Source organism: Corynebacterium sp. (assembly GCF_012838985.1).
GTDB lineage: Bacteria > Actinomycetota > Actinomycetes > Mycobacteriales > Mycobacteriaceae > Corynebacterium.
On record NZ_DUOE01000161.1, the window covers coordinates 1 to 20,288 of the forward strand.

At 71.1% G+C, this 20,288-nt stretch carries 20 protein-coding genes and 1 pseudogene; 13 read left to right on the forward strand and 8 right to left on the reverse strand.

The window, feature by feature from the left end; translation table 11 throughout:
* Positions 1 to 912 (reverse strand): type VII secretion integral membrane protein EccD (gene eccD, locus GXZ33_RS09245; RefSeq protein ID WP_291340746.1); only part of this gene is annotated, 912 nt, incomplete at its 3' end.
* 178 nt (positions 913 to 1,090) lie between these two features.
* Here eccD and eccCa point away from each other — a divergent pair.
* The 10 genes from eccCa (at position 1,091) to GXZ33_RS09295 (ending at position 11,410) form a co-directional block, all read left to right on the forward strand.
* Positions 1,091 to 4,714 (forward strand): type VII secretion protein EccCa, encoded by a 3,624-nt coding sequence (gene eccCa / locus GXZ33_RS09250; protein WP_291340747.1) that lies wholly within the window; start codon positions 1,091 to 1,093, stop codon positions 4,712 to 4,714.
* Entirely contained in the window at positions 4,711 to 5,676 is a 966-nt protein-coding gene (locus GXZ33_RS09255) for a type VII secretion-associated protein (protein ID WP_291340748.1), read from the forward strand. Before eccCa ends, GXZ33_RS09255 begins: the two co-directional genes overlap by 4 nt.
* 167 nt (positions 5,677 to 5,843) lie before the next feature.
* Positions 5,844 to 6,161 (forward strand): WXG100 family type VII secretion target, encoded by a 318-nt coding sequence (locus GXZ33_RS09260; RefSeq protein ID WP_291340749.1) that lies wholly within the window; start codon positions 5,844 to 5,846, stop codon positions 6,159 to 6,161.
* Between the two features lie 27 nt (positions 6,162 to 6,188).
* Positions 6,189 to 6,476, forward strand: a complete 288-nt coding sequence (locus GXZ33_RS09265) for a WXG100 family type VII secretion target (RefSeq protein ID WP_291340750.1) — start codon at positions 6,189 to 6,191, stop codon at positions 6,474 to 6,476.
* Positions 6,477 to 6,936: 460 nt separating this feature from the next.
* Positions 6,937 to 7,380: a 50S ribosomal protein L13 gene (gene rplM, locus GXZ33_RS09270; RefSeq protein ID WP_291340751.1), complete on the forward strand. Its 444-nt coding sequence runs from the start codon at positions 6,937 to 6,939 to the stop codon at positions 7,378 to 7,380.
* Positions 7,377 to 7,925, forward strand: a complete 549-nt coding sequence (rpsI, locus tag GXZ33_RS09275) for a 30S ribosomal protein S9 (RefSeq protein WP_291340752.1) — start codon at positions 7,377 to 7,379, stop codon at positions 7,923 to 7,925. Before rplM ends, rpsI begins: the two co-directional genes overlap by 4 nt.
* An 86-nt stretch (positions 7,926 to 8,011) precedes the next feature.
* On the forward strand, positions 8,012 to 9,355 hold the full coding sequence (gene glmM, locus GXZ33_RS09280) for a phosphoglucosamine mutase (protein ID WP_291340753.1): 1,344 nt from the start codon (positions 8,012 to 8,014) through the stop codon (positions 9,353 to 9,355).
* An 83-nt stretch (positions 9,356 to 9,438) separates the two neighbouring features.
* Positions 9,439 to 9,738, forward strand: a complete 300-nt coding sequence (locus tag GXZ33_RS09285; protein WP_291340754.1) for a hypothetical protein — start codon at positions 9,439 to 9,441, stop codon at positions 9,736 to 9,738.
* On the forward strand, positions 9,738 to 11,183 hold the full coding sequence (locus tag GXZ33_RS09290) for a hypothetical protein (RefSeq protein WP_291340755.1): 1,446 nt from the start codon (positions 9,738 to 9,740) through the stop codon (positions 11,181 to 11,183). Before GXZ33_RS09285 ends, GXZ33_RS09290 begins: the two co-directional genes overlap by 1 nt.
* Positions 11,183 to 11,410: a hypothetical protein gene (locus tag GXZ33_RS09295; protein WP_291340756.1), complete on the forward strand. Its 228-nt coding sequence runs from the start codon at positions 11,183 to 11,185 to the stop codon at positions 11,408 to 11,410. The genes GXZ33_RS09290 and GXZ33_RS09295 overlap by 1 nt, the downstream gene beginning before the upstream one ends.
* A gap of 66 nt (positions 11,411 to 11,476) precedes the next feature.
* Here the strand turns inward: GXZ33_RS09295 and GXZ33_RS09300 are convergent, their stop codons facing one another.
* Positions 11,477 to 12,334 carry a dienelactone hydrolase family protein gene (locus GXZ33_RS09300; protein ID WP_291340757.1) on the reverse strand — a complete coding sequence of 286 codons (858 nt, stop codon included), beginning with the start codon at positions 12,332 to 12,334 and terminating at the stop codon, positions 11,477 to 11,479.
* A 144-nt stretch (positions 12,335 to 12,478) separates the two neighbouring features.
* Between GXZ33_RS09300 and glmS the strand changes: the two genes are divergently transcribed.
* Positions 12,479 to 14,323 (forward strand): glutamine--fructose-6-phosphate transaminase (isomerizing), encoded by a 1,845-nt coding sequence (glmS, locus tag GXZ33_RS09305; protein ID WP_291340758.1) that lies wholly within the window; start codon positions 12,479 to 12,481, stop codon positions 14,321 to 14,323.
* An 11-nt stretch (positions 14,324 to 14,334) separates the two neighbouring features.
* On the opposite strand, the gene GXZ33_RS09310 is transcribed toward glmS, so the two are convergent.
* Positions 14,335 to 15,480 carry an FAD-dependent oxidoreductase gene (locus GXZ33_RS09310; RefSeq protein WP_291340759.1) on the reverse strand — a complete coding sequence of 382 codons (1,146 nt, stop codon included), beginning with the start codon at positions 15,478 to 15,480 and terminating at the stop codon, positions 14,335 to 14,337.
* Positions 15,480 to 15,677: a ferredoxin gene (locus tag GXZ33_RS09315; protein WP_291340760.1), complete on the reverse strand. Its 198-nt coding sequence runs from the start codon at positions 15,675 to 15,677 to the stop codon at positions 15,480 to 15,482. The genes GXZ33_RS09310 and GXZ33_RS09315 overlap by 1 nt, the downstream gene beginning before the upstream one ends.
* A gap of 126 nt (positions 15,678 to 15,803) precedes the next feature.
* On the opposite strand from GXZ33_RS09315, the gene alr reads away from it, so the two are divergent.
* Together alr and tsaE are read left to right on the forward strand one after the other, a co-directional pair.
* Complete coding sequence (gene alr, locus GXZ33_RS09320) at positions 15,804 to 16,901, forward strand: alanine racemase (protein ID WP_291340761.1); 1,098 nt, start codon at positions 15,804 to 15,806, stop codon at positions 16,899 to 16,901.
* Entirely contained in the window at positions 16,898 to 17,386 is a 489-nt protein-coding gene (gene tsaE / locus GXZ33_RS09325; protein ID WP_291340762.1) for a tRNA (adenosine(37)-N6)-threonylcarbamoyltransferase complex ATPase subunit type 1 TsaE, read from the forward strand. The genes alr and tsaE overlap by 4 nt, the downstream gene beginning before the upstream one ends.
* 1 nt (position 17,387) lies before the next feature.
* On the opposite strand, the gene GXZ33_RS09330 is transcribed toward tsaE, so the two are convergent.
* From GXZ33_RS09330 to GXZ33_RS09345, 4 genes and pseudogenes are all read right to left on the reverse strand, one after another.
* Entirely contained in the window at positions 17,388 to 17,855 is a 468-nt protein-coding gene (locus GXZ33_RS09330; protein ID WP_291340763.1) for a hypothetical protein, read from the reverse strand.
* A gap of 48 nt (positions 17,856 to 17,903) precedes the next feature.
* Positions 17,904 to 19,052, reverse strand: coding sequence for a CHAT domain-containing protein (locus GXZ33_RS09335; RefSeq protein WP_291340764.1), 1,149 nt, complete (start codon positions 19,050 to 19,052; stop codon positions 17,904 to 17,906).
* 120 nt (positions 19,053 to 19,172) lie between these two features.
* Entirely contained in the window at positions 19,173 to 19,739 is a 567-nt protein-coding gene (locus tag GXZ33_RS09340) for a lipoprotein LpqH (protein ID WP_291340765.1), read from the reverse strand.
* 88 nt (positions 19,740 to 19,827) lie between these two features.
* Positions 19,828 to 20,288, reverse strand: a pseudogene (locus GXZ33_RS09345) (hypothetical protein); the annotation flags it as partial.

Sequence of the window (20,288 nt, forward strand, 5' to 3'; positions counted from 1 at the left end):
GACGTCGCCGGGACCGCCGTCACCGCCGTCGCCGCCGTCGTCCGACACCCCGAGGTCCTGACCCGCGGTGGGCAGACGGGGCACCCGCAGCCCGGCGACCCGGATGACCAGGTCCGGCAGCTGCCCGATGAATACCACACCGGCTGCGATGACCAGCGCTGCAGCCGCCACGGCGGGGTCGGCGGCGTGGGCGGGGAGGAACACCCCGACCGAGCCGACCGTGGTCAGCCCGAGCAGCGTGGCGGTGGCCGCCGCGGTCCGGGGACCGGTCCCGCGGAGCACGATGAGCAGGAGCAGCACGGCCGCCGTCACCGCTGCGGCGCTGAGGGCGGCCCAGCCGAGGGTGTGCGGTGCGGTGAGCTCCTCCGGGCGGGCGGTCTCCAGCACGGCGGCCGCGGAGGCTGCGGCCGCCAGCAGGCAGATGACCGGGGCGAGGACCCGGATCTCACGGCGGGTGAGCAGCAGGAGCAGCGCCGCCCCGGCTGCCAGGGCGCAAGCCTGTGACCAGGGCAGATGCGTCCCGGCGAGGAGGAGCAGAGCCAGGGTGCCCGTCACGGCCCCGGCCGCCGCCAGTCCCCGGGTGTCGGCGTCGACATCGGATTCGGCGAGCGCCTCGGCGGCGTCCCGGATGACGGGCAGGCTGCCCTCGTGGCGCGGGGAGAGCACCACCACCGACCCGTGCTCGAGCGTCGTCCGGTGCAGCGGGACCGCCGGGTCCAGCGGGGTGCCCGCGGCCGTGGTGGCCAGCCAGGGCCGGGAGATCCGCGGCGCGCCCACCAGGGTGACGATCTCCGGTATCACCTCCGACAACGTCGAACCGGCCGGGAGCGCGACGTCCGCCTCCCGCAGGTAGGTGCCGATCTGGAAACGGGTGGTCAGGCGCAGGACGTGGTCGACATGGTCCACGGACACGGTGGGATCCCCCTCGGATCGGCGGGCGCACCCCCTGTGTCGCCCGCATCACCGGGCATTGTCCACCGGGGAGGGCGGGCTGTCCACCGGAGGGGTGGTGGCGAGCGGGCGTCGGGAAGCTGCTTTATCATGTCGGGCAACTGCGCCGGTTGGGGTGACCGGCGGGAGGGGGATGTCGTTGTCCACGACCACTGTCAGCACAGTCAGCACAGGTGTCATCGTCGAACCGCTCACACCTGCCGAGCGGGAACCGGCGCCGCCGTTGCCGCAGGGCACGCTCAGCGTCGAGCCGGTGCCGGCGGCGCACCGGCCGGGACCGGTGCCGCTCATCCGGATCCTCATGCCGGTGATCATGGTGGCCGGCATGGTCGCGATGGTGGGGCTCATGCTCCTCGGCGGGGCCGGGGCGAACCCGATGTTCCTGTTGTTCCCGCTCATGATGGCGATGTCGATGCTCATGATGTTCGCGCCCCCGCAGGGCGAGGACGCCGACGAGACCCGCCGCACCTACCTGCGGCACCTCGGCGCGCTGCGGGAGCAGGCCCTGCGCAACGCGGAGCGCCAGCGGGCGCATGAGTTCCACCGGCACCCGGAACCGACGGAGCTGTGGACGCAGGTCGACGGGCGGCGGCTGTGGGAGCGGGGGCCGGAGGACCCGGACACGCTCGAGGTGCGCATCGGCACCGGGGACACCGCCCTGTGCACCCCGGTGCAGGTGCCGGACCCGGGTGCGGCGGAGGATCTCGACCCGGTGTGCGCGGTGAGTCTGCGCCGCACGGTGCAGGCGGTGGGCACCTGTCCGGCGATGCCGGTGGCGGTGCAGCTGCAGGCGTTCCGGTTCCTCGGTATCGCCGGGCCGGGGGCGGGGGATCTGGCCCGGGCGATGGTCGCGCAGCTGGTCATCGCGCACGGCCCGGAGACGGTGGCGGTCTCGGCTGTCGGCAGTGGCTGGGACTGGCTCAAGTGGCTGCCGCACACCCGCCGCCCGGAGCAGGCGCGCCACCGGATCCTCATCGTCGACCACACCACCACGACCGGCACCGAGCCCTACCTCGACGATCCCGCGTGGACCACGATCATCGACGTCGGTTCCCGCGCCACCACCGCCCTCGGGGTGCGGGCGGAGCAGGAGGGGCTGTCGCTCTCGGCGGACGGGGATCTGCTGGCGCACACGGCGGCGGGCGTCGAGAAGCTGGGACAGGCCGACCGTCTGCGGCCGGAGGAGGCCGTCATCCTGGCCCGCGCGCTGACGCGGTTCCGACGGGCGGACGGGGCGACCGCGGAGGGCAGGTGTGACCTCACCGCGCTCATCGGGCTGGCCGACATCGAGCAGCTCACCCCGGAGACCATGTGGCCCGGGCGGGAGCTGAGCCCCCAGCGCCTGGTCGTGCCGATCGGGACGACGCCGCAGGGGGTGCCGGTGCGGCTCGACCTCAAGGAGTCCGCGCACGGCGGGATGGGGCCGCACGGGCTGTGCATCGGCGCCACCGGGTCGGGCAAGTCGGAGCTGCTGCGCACCCTCGTGGTGTCGCTGGCGGCGACGCACAGCCCGGAGGAGCTCAACCTGGTGCTCGTCGACTTCAAGGGCGGCGCGACGTTCCTCGGGCTGGAGGGTCTGCCGCACACGTCGGCGGTGATCACCAACCTGGCGGACGAGGCGGTGCTCGTGGAGCGCATGTACGACGCGATCTCCGGCGAGCTCAACCGCCGCCAGGAGGTGCTGCGGGAGGCGGGCAACTTCGCCAACGTCACCGAGTACACGACCGCCCGCCTCGGCGGCCGCGACCTGCCGCCGCTCCCGGCGCTGGTCATCGTGGTCGACGAGTTCTCCGAGCTCCTCGCCGCGCACCCCGACTTCGCGGACCTCTTCGTCGCGGTCGGCCGCCTGGGACGCTCACTGCACGTGCATCTGCTGCTGGCCAGCCAGCGCCTCGAGGAGGGGCGCCTGCGCGGCCTCGACTCCCACCTGTCCTACCGCATCGGCCTGAAGACCTTCTCCGCCGCCGAGTCCCGCCAGGTCCTCGGCGTCACCGACGCGCACCACCTGCCGGCCCAGCCCGGCGCGGGCTTCCTGCGTCACGACGCCGACCAGCTCCTCCGCTTCCAGGCCGCCTACGTCTCCGGCCCGCTGGAACGCCGCGACGTCAGCGTCCTGCCCGGCACGCCGGGCAGGGTGGCGCTGTTCACCGGGTGGGAGCAGTTCGACGAGGTGGAGGCACCCACCGTCATCGACGAATCCACGACGCTTCTCGACGCCGTCGTCACCGCCGCCCGCGCCACCGCCGCCGCCCGCCGGCAGGAGGCACACCGGGTGTGGTTGCCGCCCCTGCCCGCCGCGGTGGAACTGGCCGGCGTCGCCGAGGACGTCGGGGACCTGCGCGCGGCGGTGGGCATCATCGACCTGCCCTACCACCAGCGCCAGGACCCGCTGGTGCTGGACCTGTCAACCGCCGGCGGGCACGTGGCGGTGTGCGGCGGCCCGCAGACCGGCAAGTCGACGGCGTTGCGCACCATCGTCGCGTCGCTGGCCGCCACCCACGGGACCGACCGGGTGCGCTTCTACGTCATCGACCTCGGCGGTGACCAGCTGGCCACCCTGGACCGGCTGCCGCACGTCGCCGGCGTGGCGGGACGCGCGGACCCGGAGCGGGTGCGACGCATCGTCGACGAGGTCACCGGCCTCGTCGAGGACCCGGCGGAGGAGCACCGGCACACCTTCCTCGTCGTCGACGGCTGGCACGCCGTGGCCGCGGACTTCGAGGACCTGCTGGAACCGTTGACGGGGCTGGCGGCGGACGGGCCGTCGAAAAGCGTGCACCTCATCGTGTCCACCCCACGGTGGACGGTGCTGCGGCCGGCGGTCCGGGACCTCATCGCGCACCGCCTCGAGCTCAAGCTCGGCGAGGCGATGGACTCCCTCATCGACCGCAAGGTGCAGCAGAAGGTGCCCGCCCTGCCCGGGCGGGGGCTGGACCCGGAGGGCCGTCCCATGCTCGTGGCGCGCAGCTCCAACCAGGACCTCGCGCACATCGCGGCGGCGGCCGCGGACCAGGAACCGGTGCCCGCGCTCAAGGTGCTCCCGCCGCTGGTGCACCCGGCGGAGCTGGCGCCGGGCGGGCCGGGCATCCCTTTCGGCGTCGGTGGCCCCCGCCTGGCCACCCTGTGCTGGGACCCCGCGACGAGCCCCCATCTGCTGTGCATCGGCGGGCAGGGCGCGGGCAAGTCGACGCTGCTGGCCACGGTCATGGAGGGTATCGCCCGGCTCGGCCGGGAGACGGTGCGGATGGTCGTCATCGACCACCGGCGCGCGCACCTCGGACGTGTCGACGAATCCCTGCTCGCCGCCTACTCCGCCACCACGACGGCCACCGCGGAGACGCTCCGCGACGTGGTCACCACCCTGTCCGCCCGCCTCCCGGGACCCGACATCACCCCCGCGCAGCTCGCCGCCCGCGACTGGTGGACCGGCCCGGACATCCACCTGGTCATCGACGACCTCGACCTCGTCGCCGAGCACGACCTCGCCCGCCTCACCGACCTGCTGCCGCACGCCCGTGACATCGGCCTGCACCTCATCCTCGCGCGCAAGGCCGGCGGCATCGGCCGCGCGCTGTTCGCACCGTTCCTGTCCGCCGTCCGTGACCAGACCCCGGCCGTCCTGCTTCTCGACGCCGACCGCGACGAAGGCGCCGTCCTCGGCATCCGCCCCGTCCCGCAGCCGCCCGGACGCGGCACGTGGCAGGTCCGCGGCGAGACGGTCGGGGTGTGCCAGGTCGCCGTCCCCACCCAGGAGAACCCATGAGCGCACCCACCCTGCCCGGCACCCTGACCATCACCGTCCTCGACACCGCCACCATCTTCGAGGGCCCCGACACCGTCTACCGCTACGACCTGCCCGGCACCGGCATCATCGACGGCTGGGCCCTGCCCGCCGTCCTCGACCAGGCGAAGGAACTGTGCAGCCTGAACTGGCCGGACGTCGAGGTCATCGTCGACGCCGACGACCCCACCACCGAGGTGCTGACCCGCTCCCTGCTCAACAAGGGGGTGGCCGCCTACCCCTCGGAGGTGCTGCGGGAGAAGGCCCTGCCCGAACCGGAGGAGGTGCCGCTCACCCGCCCGACCCGCCGCGCCGGGCGCCACCGCCTGGACAGCCTCCCCGTCGAGCCCTTCCACGTGATGGTCGGGGTGGTCGTCCTCGCGATCCTGGGCCTGAGCTGGTGGGTCGTCGGCGGGACCCCGGCCCCGGCAGCGGCGCCGACAGCCCCCGTGACACCGGACACGTCCCCGACATCCGCGGTGCCGGAGCCTCCGGAGACACCGGTGACGTCGACAAGCAGCCCACCGGAGCCCCGCGCCGTCCTCGAGCACGAGTCCCTCCGGGTGGAGGTGCCGCGCGGCTTCCACCTCGAGGACCGCGAGGGTCTGCTCCTGGCCACCGGCGACGATCCCGACCTGCGGATCCGGCTCGCCGCCGACCCCGTGTTCACCGTGCCCGCGGAGGAGGTGGAGGCGCAGATCCACGCGATGATCGACACGGATGAGACCCTCCACCCGCTCGACCCCGAACGCGCCGCGCGGGGACTGCAGGTGATCCGTTACCTCGAGACACCCGGCGACGGCTCCGAGGTCCTCTGGCACACCTGGATCGAGGACGCCCACCAGCTCTCCGTGGGCTGCCACACCCGCACCGGGCCGACGCTCCCGCAGAAGGCCGCCTGCCGCATGGCCTTCGACTCGGTGGAACTCGTCGGGGACCGTTGACCTGCAGCGATGTTGGCCGGGAAACTATTTTCCCCGACGAGGGAACCTTTCCCGGGTTTGCGGAGTCCAACAATGGTGGAGGGGCCGCAGAGAAGGCCCTCCGGGGGACGATCGGGGAGGGGCCCCGACACCTGACTTCACACACATCCACTCGGGAGGGGCAAGACATGACACAGATGTTCAGGACCGAAGCCGACGTGATGCTGGCGACCGCCGGCCACGTCGACACCACCAACAACGAGGTACAGGGCGAGCTGACCCGCCTGCAGGGCGTCGTCGACGGCGTTCGCGGCAGCTGGGCCGGCAGCGCCCAGGTGTCCTTCGACGGGCTCATGCAGCGCTGGAACACCTCCGCGCGGGAGCTGCGCGAGGCACTGACCAGCATCTCCGACAACATCCGTCACAACGCGCGTTCCTTCGAGTCCATGGAGGCCCAGAACGCGCAGGCATTCACCAACGTCGGCGGCCAGGGCCTCGCGCTCTAGCCCCGGGAAAGAACAAGGACACAGACAATGGACGCAATCAAGTACCAGTTCGGCGCCATCGCCGCCGCCGCAGGCGACATCAACGCCACCTCCGGCCGCATCAACGCGCTTCTCGACGACCTCAAGTCCCAGCTCCAGCCCATGGTCGCGACCTGGGAGGGCGAATCCGCCGTGGCCTACAACGAGGCGCAGGCGAAGTGGGACCGCTCCGCCGCGGAGCTCAACACCATCCTCGCCACCATCTCCCGCACCGTCGCGGAGGGCAATGACCGTATGTCCGACGTGAACCGCATGGCGGCCGCCAGCTGGGGATGATCCCGCTGCGACGGTGCCGGACCGCCCTGCAGGGCACGGACGCGACCTTGAGGTCCGGCACCGGGTGCAGGCACCCGGGCAGGTGACCGCACCGCAGCATCCCACCGCCCGTCCTCTCCAGCACCGGGGAGGGCGGGCGGTTTTCTGCGTGGGGCGGGGCCGGGTGCGTCGGGGCGTACGCAGTCGTCGGCGAGTTCGGAACCACACCGCCGGAACCACACCGTCGGGAGGGCCCGCCGCGGGCGTCGGCACGTTCGAGACCACTCCTCCTCCGAACATCTCCTTCCGAACGTGCGCAGCCAGCCGGCCCGCGGTTTGGTTTCCGTGGGCCCCACCCTTTACACTGGACAAGTTGTGTGCGCTGTGCACGGGTCTCCACCGGCCGCCGTGTCCAGCTTGAAGCACTCATCAGCATGATCCATGGCCGGCAGCCCCCAGACAGACTTTCAAGGAGTCATTAGTGTCTACTTACCACCCGAAGAGCGGTGACATCACCCGTAAGTGGTACGTCATCGACGCCACCGACGTGGTGCTGGGCCGACTCGCCACCCACGCAGCAGGTCTGCTGCGCGGCAAGGGCAAGCCCCAGTACGCACCGAACGTCGACTGCGGTGACCACGTCATCGTGATCAACGCCGACAAGGTCCACGTTTCCTCCAACAAGCGTGACCGCGAGATGCGCTACCGCCACACCGGTTACCCGGGTGGTCTGCGCTCCATGACCCTGGGCAAGGCTCTGGACACCCGTCCGGAGCGCGTGGTCGAGGAAGCTATCACCGGCATGCTGCCGCACAACAAGCTCTCCCGCGCTTCCGTGAAGAAGCTCCACGTTTTCGCCGGCTCGGAGCACCCGTACTCCGGCCAGCAGCCCGAGACCTACGAGATCAAGCAGGTGGCACAGTGACCGAGCAGAACCAGAACGAAGATCTGAACGTGGCTGAGGCGGGCGACATCGAGGCCGCCACCGCTGCCACCGAGGAGTTCAACTACACCATCGGCGATGCCGTCGCTCCGGAGGTTTCCGAGGACGAGGCTGCCGAGATCGCCGCTCCGATCGAGCTGGACGGCCCGATCCAGACCGTCGGTCGTCGTAAGCGCGCCATCGCCCGCGTCCACCTGGTCGCCGGCTCCGGTGAGATCACCTGCAACGGTCGCTCCCTCGAGGATTACTTCCCGAATAAGCTGCACCAGCAGGACATCCTGACCCCGCTCGCTCTGCTGGAGCGCGAGGGCCAGTTCGACATCAAGGCCAACATCTCCGGTGGTGGCCCGACCGGCCAGTCCGGTGCTCTGCGCCTGGCCATCGCCCGTGCTCTGAACCTGTACAACCCGGCTGACCGCGCTGCCCTGAAGAAGGCCGGCCTGCTCACCCGTGACGCTCGTGCAGTCGAGCGTAAGAAGGCTGGTCTGCACGGTGCACGTCGCGCACCGCAGTACTCCAAGCGTTAAGCTTCACCTTCGCTTGCCGACGCCGCTCCACCGCACGGTGGGGCGGCGTTCGCCGTTCCTGGGCCGGGCGGGGCATAATGTCCGTCATGACTCGACTTTTCGGTACTGATGGTGTTCGTGGCCTGGCGAACAAGGATCTGACTGTCTCCCTGGCTCTGCAGCTGGGGGCGGCGGCCGCGGATGTGCTCACGAAGCACCGTCAGTCGAGTGAGCGTCGTCCGACCGCGATCGTCGGCCGTGATCCGCGTGTGTCCGGTGAGATGCTCGCCGCGGCCCTGTCCGCGGGCATGGCGTCCCGGGGTGTGGATGTCCTGCGTGTCGGTGTCATCCCGACCCCGGGCGTGGCGTTCCTCACGGATGACTACGGCGCGGACATGGGTGTGATGATCTCCGCCTCGCACAACCCGATGCCGGACAACGGCATCAAGTTCTTCTCCTCCGGTGGCCGTAAGCTGCCCGATGACGTGGAGGACGAGATCGAGGCGGCCATGGCGTCTCTGCCGGACAACGGTCCGACGGGCACGGGTGTGGGGCGTGTCATCGAGGAGTCCCCGGACGCTCAGGGCCGTTACCTCAAGCATCTGGCGGAGTCCTCGCCGGTGAGCGTGGAGGGCATCAAGGTGGTCGTCGACGCGGCGAACGGTGCGGCCTCGGTGGTCGCCCCGAAGGCGTATGAGGCGGCGGGTGCGGAGGTCATCGCGATCCACGACAAGCCGAACGCCTACAACATCAACGACAACTGTGGTTCCACCCATATCGGGCAGCTGCAGAAGGCGGTCATCGAGCACGGTGCGCACCTGGGGCTGGCCCATGACGGTGACGCGGACCGGTGCCTGGCGGTCGACGCGGAGGGCAATCTCATCGACGGTGACCAGATCATGGCCATCCTCGCCGTCGCGATGAAGGAGAAGTCGGAGCTGCGGAAGAACACCCTCGTCGCCACGGTGATGTCCAACCTGGGTCTGCGTCTGGCGATGGAGGAGCAGGGCATCACCATGCTGGAGACGAAGGTCGGTGACCGTTACGTCCTGGAGGAGCTCAACGCCGGTGACTACCGCCTGGGTGGCGAGCAGTCCGGTCACATCGTCCTGCCGGTGCACTGCACCACCGGTGACGGCACCCTGACGGGCCTGAAGCTGATGGCCCGTATGGCGGAGACGGGGAAGTCCCTGGCGGAGCTCGCCAGCGTGATGAAGGTTCTGCCGCAGGTGCTCATCAACGTGCCGGTGGAGAACAAGTCCGAGATCATGGGTTCCGCTGAGGTGCAGGCCGCCATCGAGGCCGCCGAGGCTGAGCTGGGTCATTCGGGTCGTGTCCTGCTGCGTCCCTCGGGCACGGAGGAGCTGTTCCGCGTGATGGTCGAGGCCGCGGAGACGGAGCAGGCGCGTCGCGTCGCGGGCCGTCTCGCGGCGGTGGTGGCGGCTGTGTAGCCACCCCCGGGAACCTTTCGCCCCCTCGGGCAGTCCAATGATGGTGAACCAGTCAACCACGGACGCCACAAGGGGGATTTCTCATGTCCGGGATCCATCTCGACCACGGGGCGGCGCTGCAGTCGCTGTCCCGCCTGCTTCTCGACGGCGAAGAGCAACGCCGCCGCCACCTGCTCACCCGCCCCACCCTGCCGGCGACCGCCTGCGGCCGTGACTTCGCGGCGCAGGGTGCACGGATCGCGGCGATGCTGCACCGTGTCCACGACACCGGCAGGGAGCGTATTGACGCACTCCGTACCACCGCCGAGGCCGCCGTGGCGCAGGTGCGGGTGTTCGGGGACGTCGACAAGCACCTGGGTGCGGACCTGCGGGGTGTCCACTGATGGCGGGCCCGCTGATAGCCGACGGATTCCGGAGCGCCACGCAGATGCTCGCGGGAGCCTCGCGCGGCGCGTACCGGGGGCCGGGGGTCACCGCCGAGACCATCGCGCAGGCGGTGTCCGCGACGGAGGGCCTCGACGCGGGGCAGCTGGTCACCGCCACGCAGGCGGCCGTCGGCGGGTCCAGTGCGACGACGCTGCGGAGCGGGATCCTCGGGCAGATCGCACTGTCCCTCGGGGAGGTCGCACTGGGGGAGATCCTGCGCCGGGTGGTGGACAACGCCTGGGACTGGTTCGACAACCGGGACCGCTCCGAGGTGCTTCTCGACGACTCCCGGGACGCCGCCGACGCCCTCGAGGACATCGACGCCGTCGCGGAGACCGCCTGCACCGAGGTGGTGCTCGCGCTGCGGGCCGTGATCACGCAGCTGTGCACCTTCCTCAACCACCTCGACCCCGCCGTCCACACACGCGAGTTCTCCGAGTGCGTCGGCACGGGTGCCTCGCTCATCGAGGACGCCGGGCAGCTGATCCTCGACTGCTGCCGGGACCGCGACACCGCCGTCGCCGCCTGCCTCGACGGGTTCCTCGCCCGCGGCACCGCCCTCTGCGAGGAACCCGTGTGTCGCACCCGTACCGAGGTCGTGGACTGTCCGCCAGCGGAACTTCCCGCCCCGGAACCGGTGGCTCCTCCGGAACCCACACCTCCGCCGAAGAAGCAGATGGAGGTACCCACGGAACCTCAGACGGTGACCCCGCCGCCGGCAGCGGATCCGGCTCCCGAGCCCACTCCGCCGCCGAAGAAGCCGATGGAGACCCCGACCCCGGCCCCAACGCCGACGCCGCCGGAAGCGGAGCCAGCGGAACCTCCTGCTTCACCGAAGAAACCGGTGGAGGTGCTTACGGAACCTCAGGCGGTGGCCCCACCTCCGGTTGAGGAACCTTCTCCGCCCCCGAAGAAGCAGATGGAGGTGCCCACCACTCCGCAGTCCGCCCCCGTGTCGGAGCCGACTCCCGTACCTGAGCCGGTCGCTCCGGAACCGGAGCACCCCGTCGTCACTGAGGAGGTGTGCGAGGAGACCCCGGCCGGGGAGATCCACTGCGGAGTGCTCGGGGCGGTCGGCATCGGCATCGCCCTGCTGGGGCTGGCCCTGCTGATCGAGTCTCTGGAGGACTGCCTGGTGCTTCCCGAGGAACCGGTGGAACCCGAGCCGCTGCCGGAGCCCGAGCTCCCGGTGGAACCTGCAACTGTCGAGGCTGCGCCGGAAGCTGATCTGGAGTCGGTGCCGGAGCCTCCGCCGCCTCCCAAGCAGGCGGGGAGCCCGCCTGTGCCGCCTGCCCCGCCCGTCCCGGAGGCGCCTCCCGCGGCCCCGACACCCGACCCACCGGCACCACCCGCCCCACCGGCGGCCGCGCCGGGTAGCGCACGGAAGGCAGGGGCCTGGTGATGGAGTTCGAGGAGTTCGCCAAGCAGTTCCGGCAGCGGACGACGCAGCGGATGATGGAGTTCGAGAAGGCGTTGGCTGCGGCGCAGCAGCGGGTGGAGAACGCGGTCGCGGCCCCGCCCCCGCGCCGGGCAGTACAGCCGACACAGTCAGCACAGTCACTGCCTCCCACACCGGCCCGGCGCGGTCCGGCACGCGGGCAGGTGAAGGGGCTGCTGCGGAAGGGATGACAAAAGCGACCGGGGTCGCGCCCACCCTCACGGGCGGGGGCGACCCCGGTCGGGGACCGGCCTGAATTACAGGCGGGTGCTGGAGGTCAGGTCGATGTTGGCCTTGTCGGCGAGGTCGGCGTCGCTGAAGGAGGTGACGTTCTTGCTCTCGGCCAGCTGATCGGAGAAGGCGGAGTACTTGCGGGCGCCGCCCAGCTGGTGGAGGAGGAAACCGGTGAGCAGGCCGCGGGCGGTCTCCTGGGCGGAGTAGCGCGGGATGCCCTGGCCTAGTGCGAGCTTGACCATGGTGTCCTCGGAGAAGCCGGCCTGGTTGCCGTTCTTCACTTCGCGGTAGACCACGTCGCCGCCCCAGTTGAAGGCCACGCGGGCGGGGTTGCCGGGGTCGAGGAGGTCACCGACGAGTCCGGGGTCGCCGCCGCCGATGACCAGGCCGGGGGCCGTGACCGCGCGGGCCGCCTCCGTGGCGGGCGGGGCGGTGACGGCGGGGTAGAGGGCTCCGACGGCCTTGACGCGGGGGTTGTTGGCCGCGCAGAGGATGGCGGCACCGGCACCCATGCCGTGGCCGGCGATGCCGAGTTTGCCTGGGGAGACGGTGACCTTGCCGTTGCCGAGCTTCACGCCGGCCGCGATCTGCAGTGCGGTCTCCAGGTCGGAGGCGAAGCCGCGGTGGTTGGGGACGAGGCCGGTCTCGGTGTCGGGGGCGATGACGACGATGCCCCAGCTGGCCAGGTGCCGCAGGGTGGCGTGGTAGGTCCTGACGGACTTCATCCAGTCATGTCCGAAGGCGATGGCCGGCACGCTGTTGCCTTCGGCGGGGGCGTAGACCTTGCCGGGCAGACCGGCGTAGGCGAGGTCGCCGACGAGCACGCGGTGGGGGCCGCGCTTGGACAACTGGGCCAGGTGCTTCTTCAGATTCGCAGACACGTCCCCAGGATAACGGATGGGCGACGTTAGGAACGTCACACCACGGAAAAGTGGGAGTTGAGAGGCGTGTGAGGGGGCGGGAGGGGCGTCGAGAAGCATCGTGTACCTGTTGTGCGACAGGGGGATTCCTCTACGATTTCCCCCATGTGTGGAATCGTTGGATACGTCGGTGAACGACAGGGACTGGGCGTCGCGCTGGAGGCGCTGCGACGCATGGAGTACCGCGGCTACGACTCGTCGGGCATCGCGGTCAATGACGGGCGGATCGACGTGGTGAAGAAGGCCGGCAAGCTGGCCAACCTGGAGGCGGTCCTCCCGGAGATGCCGGGCACCACCGCGATCGGCCACACCCGCTGGGCCACGCACGGCCGCCCGACGGATGCCAACGCGCACCCGCACGTCTCCTTCGACGGACACGTGGCCATCGTGCACAACGGCATCATCGAGAACTTCTCGCCGCTGCGGCAGGAGCTTGCCGACGCCGGCGTCACCCTCCACTCCGACACCGACTCCGAGGTCGCCGCCCATCTGCTGGCGCTCGCCTACAACGAGGGGGAGACCGCCGGGGACTTCCGAGCCTCGGCGCTGGCGGTGCTCAACCGCCTGGAGGGTGCCTTCACCCTGCTGTTCACCCACGCGGAGCACCCGGACCAGATCATCGCGGCCCGTCGTTCGACCCCGCTCATCGTGGGTGTCGGCGAGGGGGAGATGTTCCTCGGGTCCGACGTCGCCGCGTTCATCGGGTACACGAAGAACGCGGTGGAGCTGGACCAGGACACCGTGGTGGTCATCACGAAGGAGGGCTACGAGGTCCTCACCTTCGACGGCTCCCCGGCGCAGGGGCGTCCCTTCACCATCGACTGGGATCTGGACGCCGCGGAGAAGGGCGGCTTCGACTCCTTCATGATGAAGGAGATCCACGAGCAGCCCGCGGCCGTCCGTGACACCCTCGGCGGGCACTTCCACGACGGGCGGGTCTTCCTCGACGAGTCGGACATCTCGGAGCAGGACCTCAAGTCCGTCAACCAGGTCTTCGTCGTGGCCTGCGGCTCCGCGTACCACTCCGGACTGCTGGCCAAGTACGCCATCGAGCACTGGGTGCGCATCCCCGTGCAGATCGAGGTGGCCTCCGAGTTCCGCTACCGCGACCCGGTCCTCGACGAGCGCACCCTCGTCCTCGCCATCTCCCAGTCCGGCGAGACGGCCGACACCCTCGAGGCGGTCCGCCACGCGAAGACGCAGGGCGCGAAGGTGCTCGCCGTGTGCAACACGAACGGCTCGCAGATCCCGCGCGAATCCGACGCGGTCCTCTACACCCATGCGGGACCGGAGATCGGCGTCGCGTCGACCAAGGCCTTCCTCGCGCAGGTCGCCGCGAACTACATCGTCGGCCTCGCGCTGGCCCAGGCGAAGGGCACCAAGTACCCCGACGAGATCGCCGCGATCTGGGAGGAGCTGGAGGAGATCCCCGCCAGGATCGGGGAGCTTCTCGACGTCCGCGCGCAGATCGCCGCCATCGCCGAGGGACTCGGCCCCGTCGCGACCATGCTCTTCCTCGGCCGCGGCGTCGGCTTCCCCGTCGCCCTGGAGGGCGCGCTCAAGCTCAAGGAGCTGGCCTACATCCACGCCGAGGGGTTCCCGGCCGGTGAGCTCAAGCACGGACCCATCGCCCTCATCGAGGATGACCTGCCCGTGGTCGTGGTGGTGCCCTCCCCGCGGGGAGTGAAGCTGCTGCACTCCAAGATCGTCTCCAACATCCAGGAGATCCGGGCCCGCGGCGCGCAGACCATCGTCATCGCGGAGGAGGGGGATGAGGCGGTGCGGGAATTCGCCAACCACCTCATCGAGATCCCCGCGACCTCCTCGATCATGCAGCCGCTGCTGGCCACCGTGCCGCTGCAGTTCCTGGCCGCCGACATCGCGCGGGAGTGCGGCAACGAGGACATCGACAAGCCGCGCAACCTCGCCAAGTCCGTGACGGTCGAGTAGCCGCGGCGGCCTCAGCCCTCCCCGGCGGCCAGTCTGTGCAGCCGCGGGATCGGCATACGCATGTCCAGGGCCGCCGCCGCGCGGTGCCCCGGCCAGCGAATGACAAAAGCCCGCTCCTCCAGGGAACCCTGCACCACCTCAGGAACGGCATCCCCGGCATCCCCGCGCGGCGGGGTACCGGACACCTTGAGGCTGACACCCCACTGGTCGGTCCAGAAGTAGAAGGGGTGGTCCCGCTCGGCGGCGTCCTCACCGTGGAGCAGTCCGTCCGCGGCGACCCGTCCCTGCTCGATGGCGGAGGTCCACACCGGGGAGCGGCGGGGGCCGTCCGGCCCGTCGAGCCAGCACACGTCCCCCGCGGCGACGATCCCCGGATGCCCGGGGACCCGCTGCCGGGAGTCGACGACGAGGCGGCCGTCGACCAGCAGCCCGGAGTCGGCGAGCCAGTCGACCGCCGGGTCGTCGCCGATGCCGGTGAACACGATGTCCGAGCCGATGACCTCCCCCGACGGCAGGGTCACGGCCATGCCGTCCGGGGTCTCCGCCACGGAGTCGACGAGGGTGTCCAGGACGCGCACGCCCGCCTCCTCCGCCAACGACGTGAGGATGCCGCCCAGCAGCGGCCCCAGGTGCATGGACAGCGGGACACCCGGGTTGAGCAGGGTGACCTCACAGCCCAGGCCGACGGCCCCGGAGGCGACCTCCATGCCCAACGGTCCACCGCCGATGAAGGTCACCCGCGGTCGCTCGAGGAGCCGGGCCCGCAGCCGTTCCGCGTCCGCCAGGGAGCGCAGCGTGAACTCGCGGGGCGAGTCCGTGAGACGGCGGGCCCGGGAGCCGGTCGCGATGACGAGCCCGTCGTAGGGGAGGATGCGGCCGTCGTCGAGAAGCACTGTCCGGGCGTCCGTGTCGAGGGACACGGCGCGGCGGCCGAGGAGTTCGACGGTGTCCTCCGATTCCGCGGTGATGCGCGGCAGCGGGGCGAGCCGGATGCCGTCGCCGGGGGCGAGCGCCGCCTTGGACAGCGAGGGGCGGGAGTAGGCCTCGACGTCCTCGGCACCCACGTAGGTGAGGGTGCCGGTGAAACCGAGGCGGCGGAGGTTGTCGCCGGTGGTCAGCCCCGCGATGCTGTGACCGACGATGACGATCCGGTCCATCACTCCACCAGGCGGAGCGCGGAGACGGGGCAGACCCGGACGGCGGCGCGGGCGTCGTCGAGCTGCGTCGGGCTGAGATCGCCGGGGACGTCGATGATGAGGTTGTCCTCGTCATCGAGGTGGACCAGGTCAGGGGCGGCCTGCTCGCAGAGTCCGTGGGCCTCACAGCGGTCCTTGTCGAGTTCCAGTCGGGTCATCATTCCTCCTTCGGGTATGTGACCAGCGTCGCAGAATTTCACCGGAAAAACCAGATTCAAGGAAAAATCGGGTGCCCGGGGGACGGAACTGCGGCGCGTCGGGGCGGGAGTGGCACAATGACTGCCATGGAGCTCTTGACCACCCGTATCGACCTCGACGCCATCGCGCACAACACCCGCCTGCTCAAGGACCTGGTGGGTGACGTGCGCCTCATGGCCGTGGTCAAGGCGGACGGTTACGGGCACGGCGCGGGCCGCGTGGCGCAGGTCATGGCGGAGAACGGCGCGGACTGCTTCGGCGTGGCCACCCTGCAGGAGGCGGTCGACCTGCGCAACGAGGGCATCGCCAAACCCATCCTCGCCTGGATCTGGTCCCCCGAACAGGACGTCACCGAGGCACTCTCCCTCAACATCCAGCTCGGCATCCCCTCGGTGGAGCATGCGCAGGCGCTTGTCGACGCCGCCGTCCCCGCCCGCGTCTCCGTCAAGGTCGACACCGGGCTGCACCGCTCGGGCGTCGACGAGGCCGACTGGGCCCGCGTGTTCACCATGCTGCACGAGGCGGAGCACCTCACCGTCACCGGCGTGTTCTCCCACCTGGCCTGCGCCGATGAGCCCGACAACCCCACCAACGACGAGCAGGCCGCCGGCCTCGACCGGGCCATCGCCCTGGCCCGTTCCCTGGGCCTGGACATCCCGGTCAACCACCTGTGCAACTCCCCGGGCACACTCACCCGCCCCGACCTGCACCACGAGCAGGTGCGCGTCGGTCTGGCGCTCTACGGTCTGTCCCCGCTCCCGGACGTGGATCCCGGCCTGCGCCCGGCGATGAGCTGGATCGGACGGATCACCGTGGTCAAACCGATCGACCCGGGCGAGTCGACCTCCTACAGCCACACCTGGACTGCGGAGGAACCCGGCTGGCTGGCGGTCGTGCCCGCCGGTTACGCCGACGGCGTGCCGCGCTCCTGGCAGGGCAACCTGCAGGTGGGCATCGGCGGCAAGCTGTACCCGCAGGTCGGACGGGTGTGCATGGACCAGATCGTCATCTCGCTCGGCGCCAACGAGTTCGATGTCCAGCCGGGCGATGAGGCCGTCATCTTCGGCGAGGGAGGCCTCGACGCCACCGCCCTCGCCGACGCCACCGGCACCATCAACTACGAGATCATCTGCCGGCCCACCGGCCGCACCGTCCGTGAGTACGAGGGAGGGATCGACCTGTGAGCTTCCCCGCGGAAGGCACCCGTGAACTGACCACCGCCGAGGACACCCAGGCTTTCGCCGAGGAGCTGGGCCGCACCCTGCAGGCCGGGGACGTGGTCATCCTCGACGGCCCCCTCGGCGCCGGCAAGACCACCTTCACCCAGGGCCTGGCCCGGGGTCTGCAGGTCAAGGGGCGCGTGACGTCACCGACCTTCGTCATCGCCCGCGAGCACCGCTCCACCGTCGGCGGGCCGACGCTCATCCACCTCGACGCCTACCGGCTGCTCGGGGAGGGCTCCTCGGGGGACCCGCTCGGGGAACTCGACGCACTCGACCTGGACACCGAACTGGCCGACGCCGTCGTGGTCGCCGAATGGGGCGGCGGACTGGTGGAGCAGATCGCCGAACGGTACCTCCTCGTCCAGTTCGACCGGGAGACGGCGGTGCTCCGCGACCCGGAGTCGGAGGCGCGGATCATCTCCTGGCGCTGGGTGGACGCGGGTTGAATCAGGCCGTGAACAGCCGGGTGGCCTGCAGGTAGTAGGGCTCCGACTCGCGGCCGGCGTTGAGCCTGCCGAAGGTGTCCTTCTCGATGGCACCCGCCCCGTCGGCGTGCCGGTCGAAGATGTAGAGGATCGGTTCCGCGCCGAGTCCGGCGAAGGTCCGGCGGACGTCGTGCGAGCCCAGGGCCCGGGCCAGGGCGGGGGTGGAGTCGAGGTGGGCGTCGAAAAGCGAGCACACCTCGGTGAGCCGGGGAGTCCGCAGCGCGATACCGGAACGCTCCGGGCACCAGCGGTGCGCAGGATCAGGGGTGTCGCCGAGGTCGGCGAGGACGGAGAAACAGGGGAGGAGCGTCTCCTCCGCGCGCACCAGGGTGGCGCCGTAGATCTTGTCGCCGGGGAGGTGGTCGGTGTGCTGCTCGAGTGCCTCGACGAGCGCCGAGGACAGTACATGGCTGAACGTTGCGATGGTCATGGTGCCTCCTGTGGTGAGGTCGAGCACACACACCCTAACCGCTGGGTGTCACCCGCGCCCGCCGAGACGCCAGAGGGCCGGTGCCGCCCACCAGGCGGGATTGTCGCCCGGACGGCCCTGGTCGTACCAGGCCCGCGCCTTAGCCAGCTGCCAGTCCAGCAGCGTCCGCACCGGGTCCTCCGCCCGCAGTGCACGGTCGGTGGCGAGGATGAGTTCGCGCAGCGGCTGCACCTCCGGGTCCGGGACCTCCAGGGCGGCGTCGGTCGGCAGGGTCCACAGGCTGGCGATCACGGTCCCCGCGCCGCACGCCACGGCGGTGCTCGCCAGACCGAAGGGCTCGGGATAACGCAGGTCGGAGCCCGAGCCGCACCCGAGGAGCCCCACCCGCGGCGGGGCCTGCCAGCCTGCCCGCAGCAGGTCACCGGCGCTCACCGGCTCCGCGAGGTGCAGCGTCGAGGACTCCGCGGAGGCGGTCTCCACGCCCGCCGCCGAGACGTGACCCACGAACAGGAGGCTCCGCGCCCGCGCCGACAGGGAGAGGAACTCCGCCCGCCCCAGGGTGGGGCGGGCGAGCTCCGGGTAGGTCGCCGCCGGCGGCACGGTGGTGGGACGCAGCAGGGTGGCCAGGGCATCCTCCGGGGTGGGTCTGCCCAGCACGGACCCCAGCGGCCCGGTGGGGGACTGGCCGGGGATCTTCGGGTCGATGACCATGAGCTCCTCCGTGTGCGACGCATCGGGGCCGCCGGCCGGGGAGGCGGCGGCGAGGGCCACCACCGAATCGGGGACGGCGAGACGCACGTCCGCGACCTCCCCGAGCGGCCTGCCCTGCGGCCCCGTGGGCAGCAGCGCCCAGGGCACCTGCGCGAGGCTGGGAGAGGGGCGGATCACCAGCTCCCGGCGCCGCGTGTGGTGGAACATCCGCACCAGATCCGGCGGGAGGAGCAGCTGGGAGAGCTGCGTGAAATACGTCCACGTGTCCTCCGGGGAGCGGAAGGCGCCGTCGTGGAAGGTACGCCGCAGCGCCTCCGCCTGGGTCTCCCCGGGGGAGGCGTCGGGGAGGCTGCGGGCGAAGGAGTCCCGGACCGCGGACCCCTGCTCCGGGCGGAGCCGGGCGGTGCGCACCTCCTCGGAGCCTTCGGTCCGCCAGGAGAAATAGGTGCTCAGGGCATCCGCGTACGTGAGGTGGACCGTGCTCATGAGGATCCAGGCTAGACCAGGGGCACCGGGGCGGCAGCGCAACGTTAAAGGCCCCGGCCGTGGGGCCGGGGCAGGGTGTGTCAGAGGTGCTCAGTGGGGCAGAGAACTAGGGGCAGGGAACTAGGGGCAGGTGACCGAGAACTCGAAGGACTTCTCCTGCGGGCCGGCCATCGGGTTGTTCATGTCCACCGAGGTGAGGGTGCCGGTGATCTCGTAGGTGTCGCCCTTTTTCGTGGCGGTGGCCTCGTTGCCGGGCATCTCCGGGGCGTAGGCCAGGGCGTCGCCGGTCTCGGTGGAGCCCATGCCGACGGCCTGGACCTCCGGGTTGTCGCCGGTGCCGAGCACGGCGCTCAGGCCGGTGGCGGAGTCCATCGTGGCGGAGGTGGAGCCGACCGAGAGGGAGACGCTGTCGCCCTGCTCGACGCAGACCACGGTGGCGTCGGCGATCTCGACCGGGGTGCCGTCGACGGAGGCGCTCCACTCGCCGCCGGTGGCGACCGTGGTGTCGCCGTCCTTGAAGACGGTCGTCTCGGAGGAGCCGGAGTCAGCGGCCGCCACGGCGGTGGTGCCGGCGGCGCCGCCGGTGTCCGTCGTGTCAGCGGAGGAGTCGGAGCAGGCGGTCAGGCCGAGGCCTCCGATGAGAGCGGCAGCGGCGGTGGCGGTGAGCTTGAGGGCGGTGCGGTTCATGTTCTTCTCCTTGGCTTCCCGGTCAGCCCCTGTGGCTGTCCGGTGATCTCAAGGTAGGAAGCGGCCGCGGCTACCGTTCACGAAAAGCTCACCAGTCGTCGACGATGAGTTCGCGTTCCGCCTGGTAGAGGGGCCCGTTGCGGTCCGGGACCCCGGTGAGTCGCTGCGCGATGAGCCTGCGTACCGACGCCCGCTCCGCCCCGTCCTCCGACACGTCCACACCGATCCGGACGTCCACGTCCGCGGCGGTGAGGGCCCACGCGGCGGCTGCCTCCAGGGGCAGGGCCAGCTGCACGGTGCCGTCTGCCCCGAGGACTCCCGCGGCCTGCACCGGTCCGGCGGTGGCGTGCACGGCGATCCCCTCGACCCGCGCGCCGGGCAGCAGCTGGACCGCGACGGACAGGGCGGGACGGTCGGTGACCTCGAGGACCCAGGCGACGGCGTGCTCGGCGGCGTCGACGCGCCCCGCGGGCACAGCACCCCAGGCGTGGGGGCTGGTGCCGCTGAGCACGGCCGCGGGGCCCGGGGTGAGCCGGTCGCCGGCGGCCA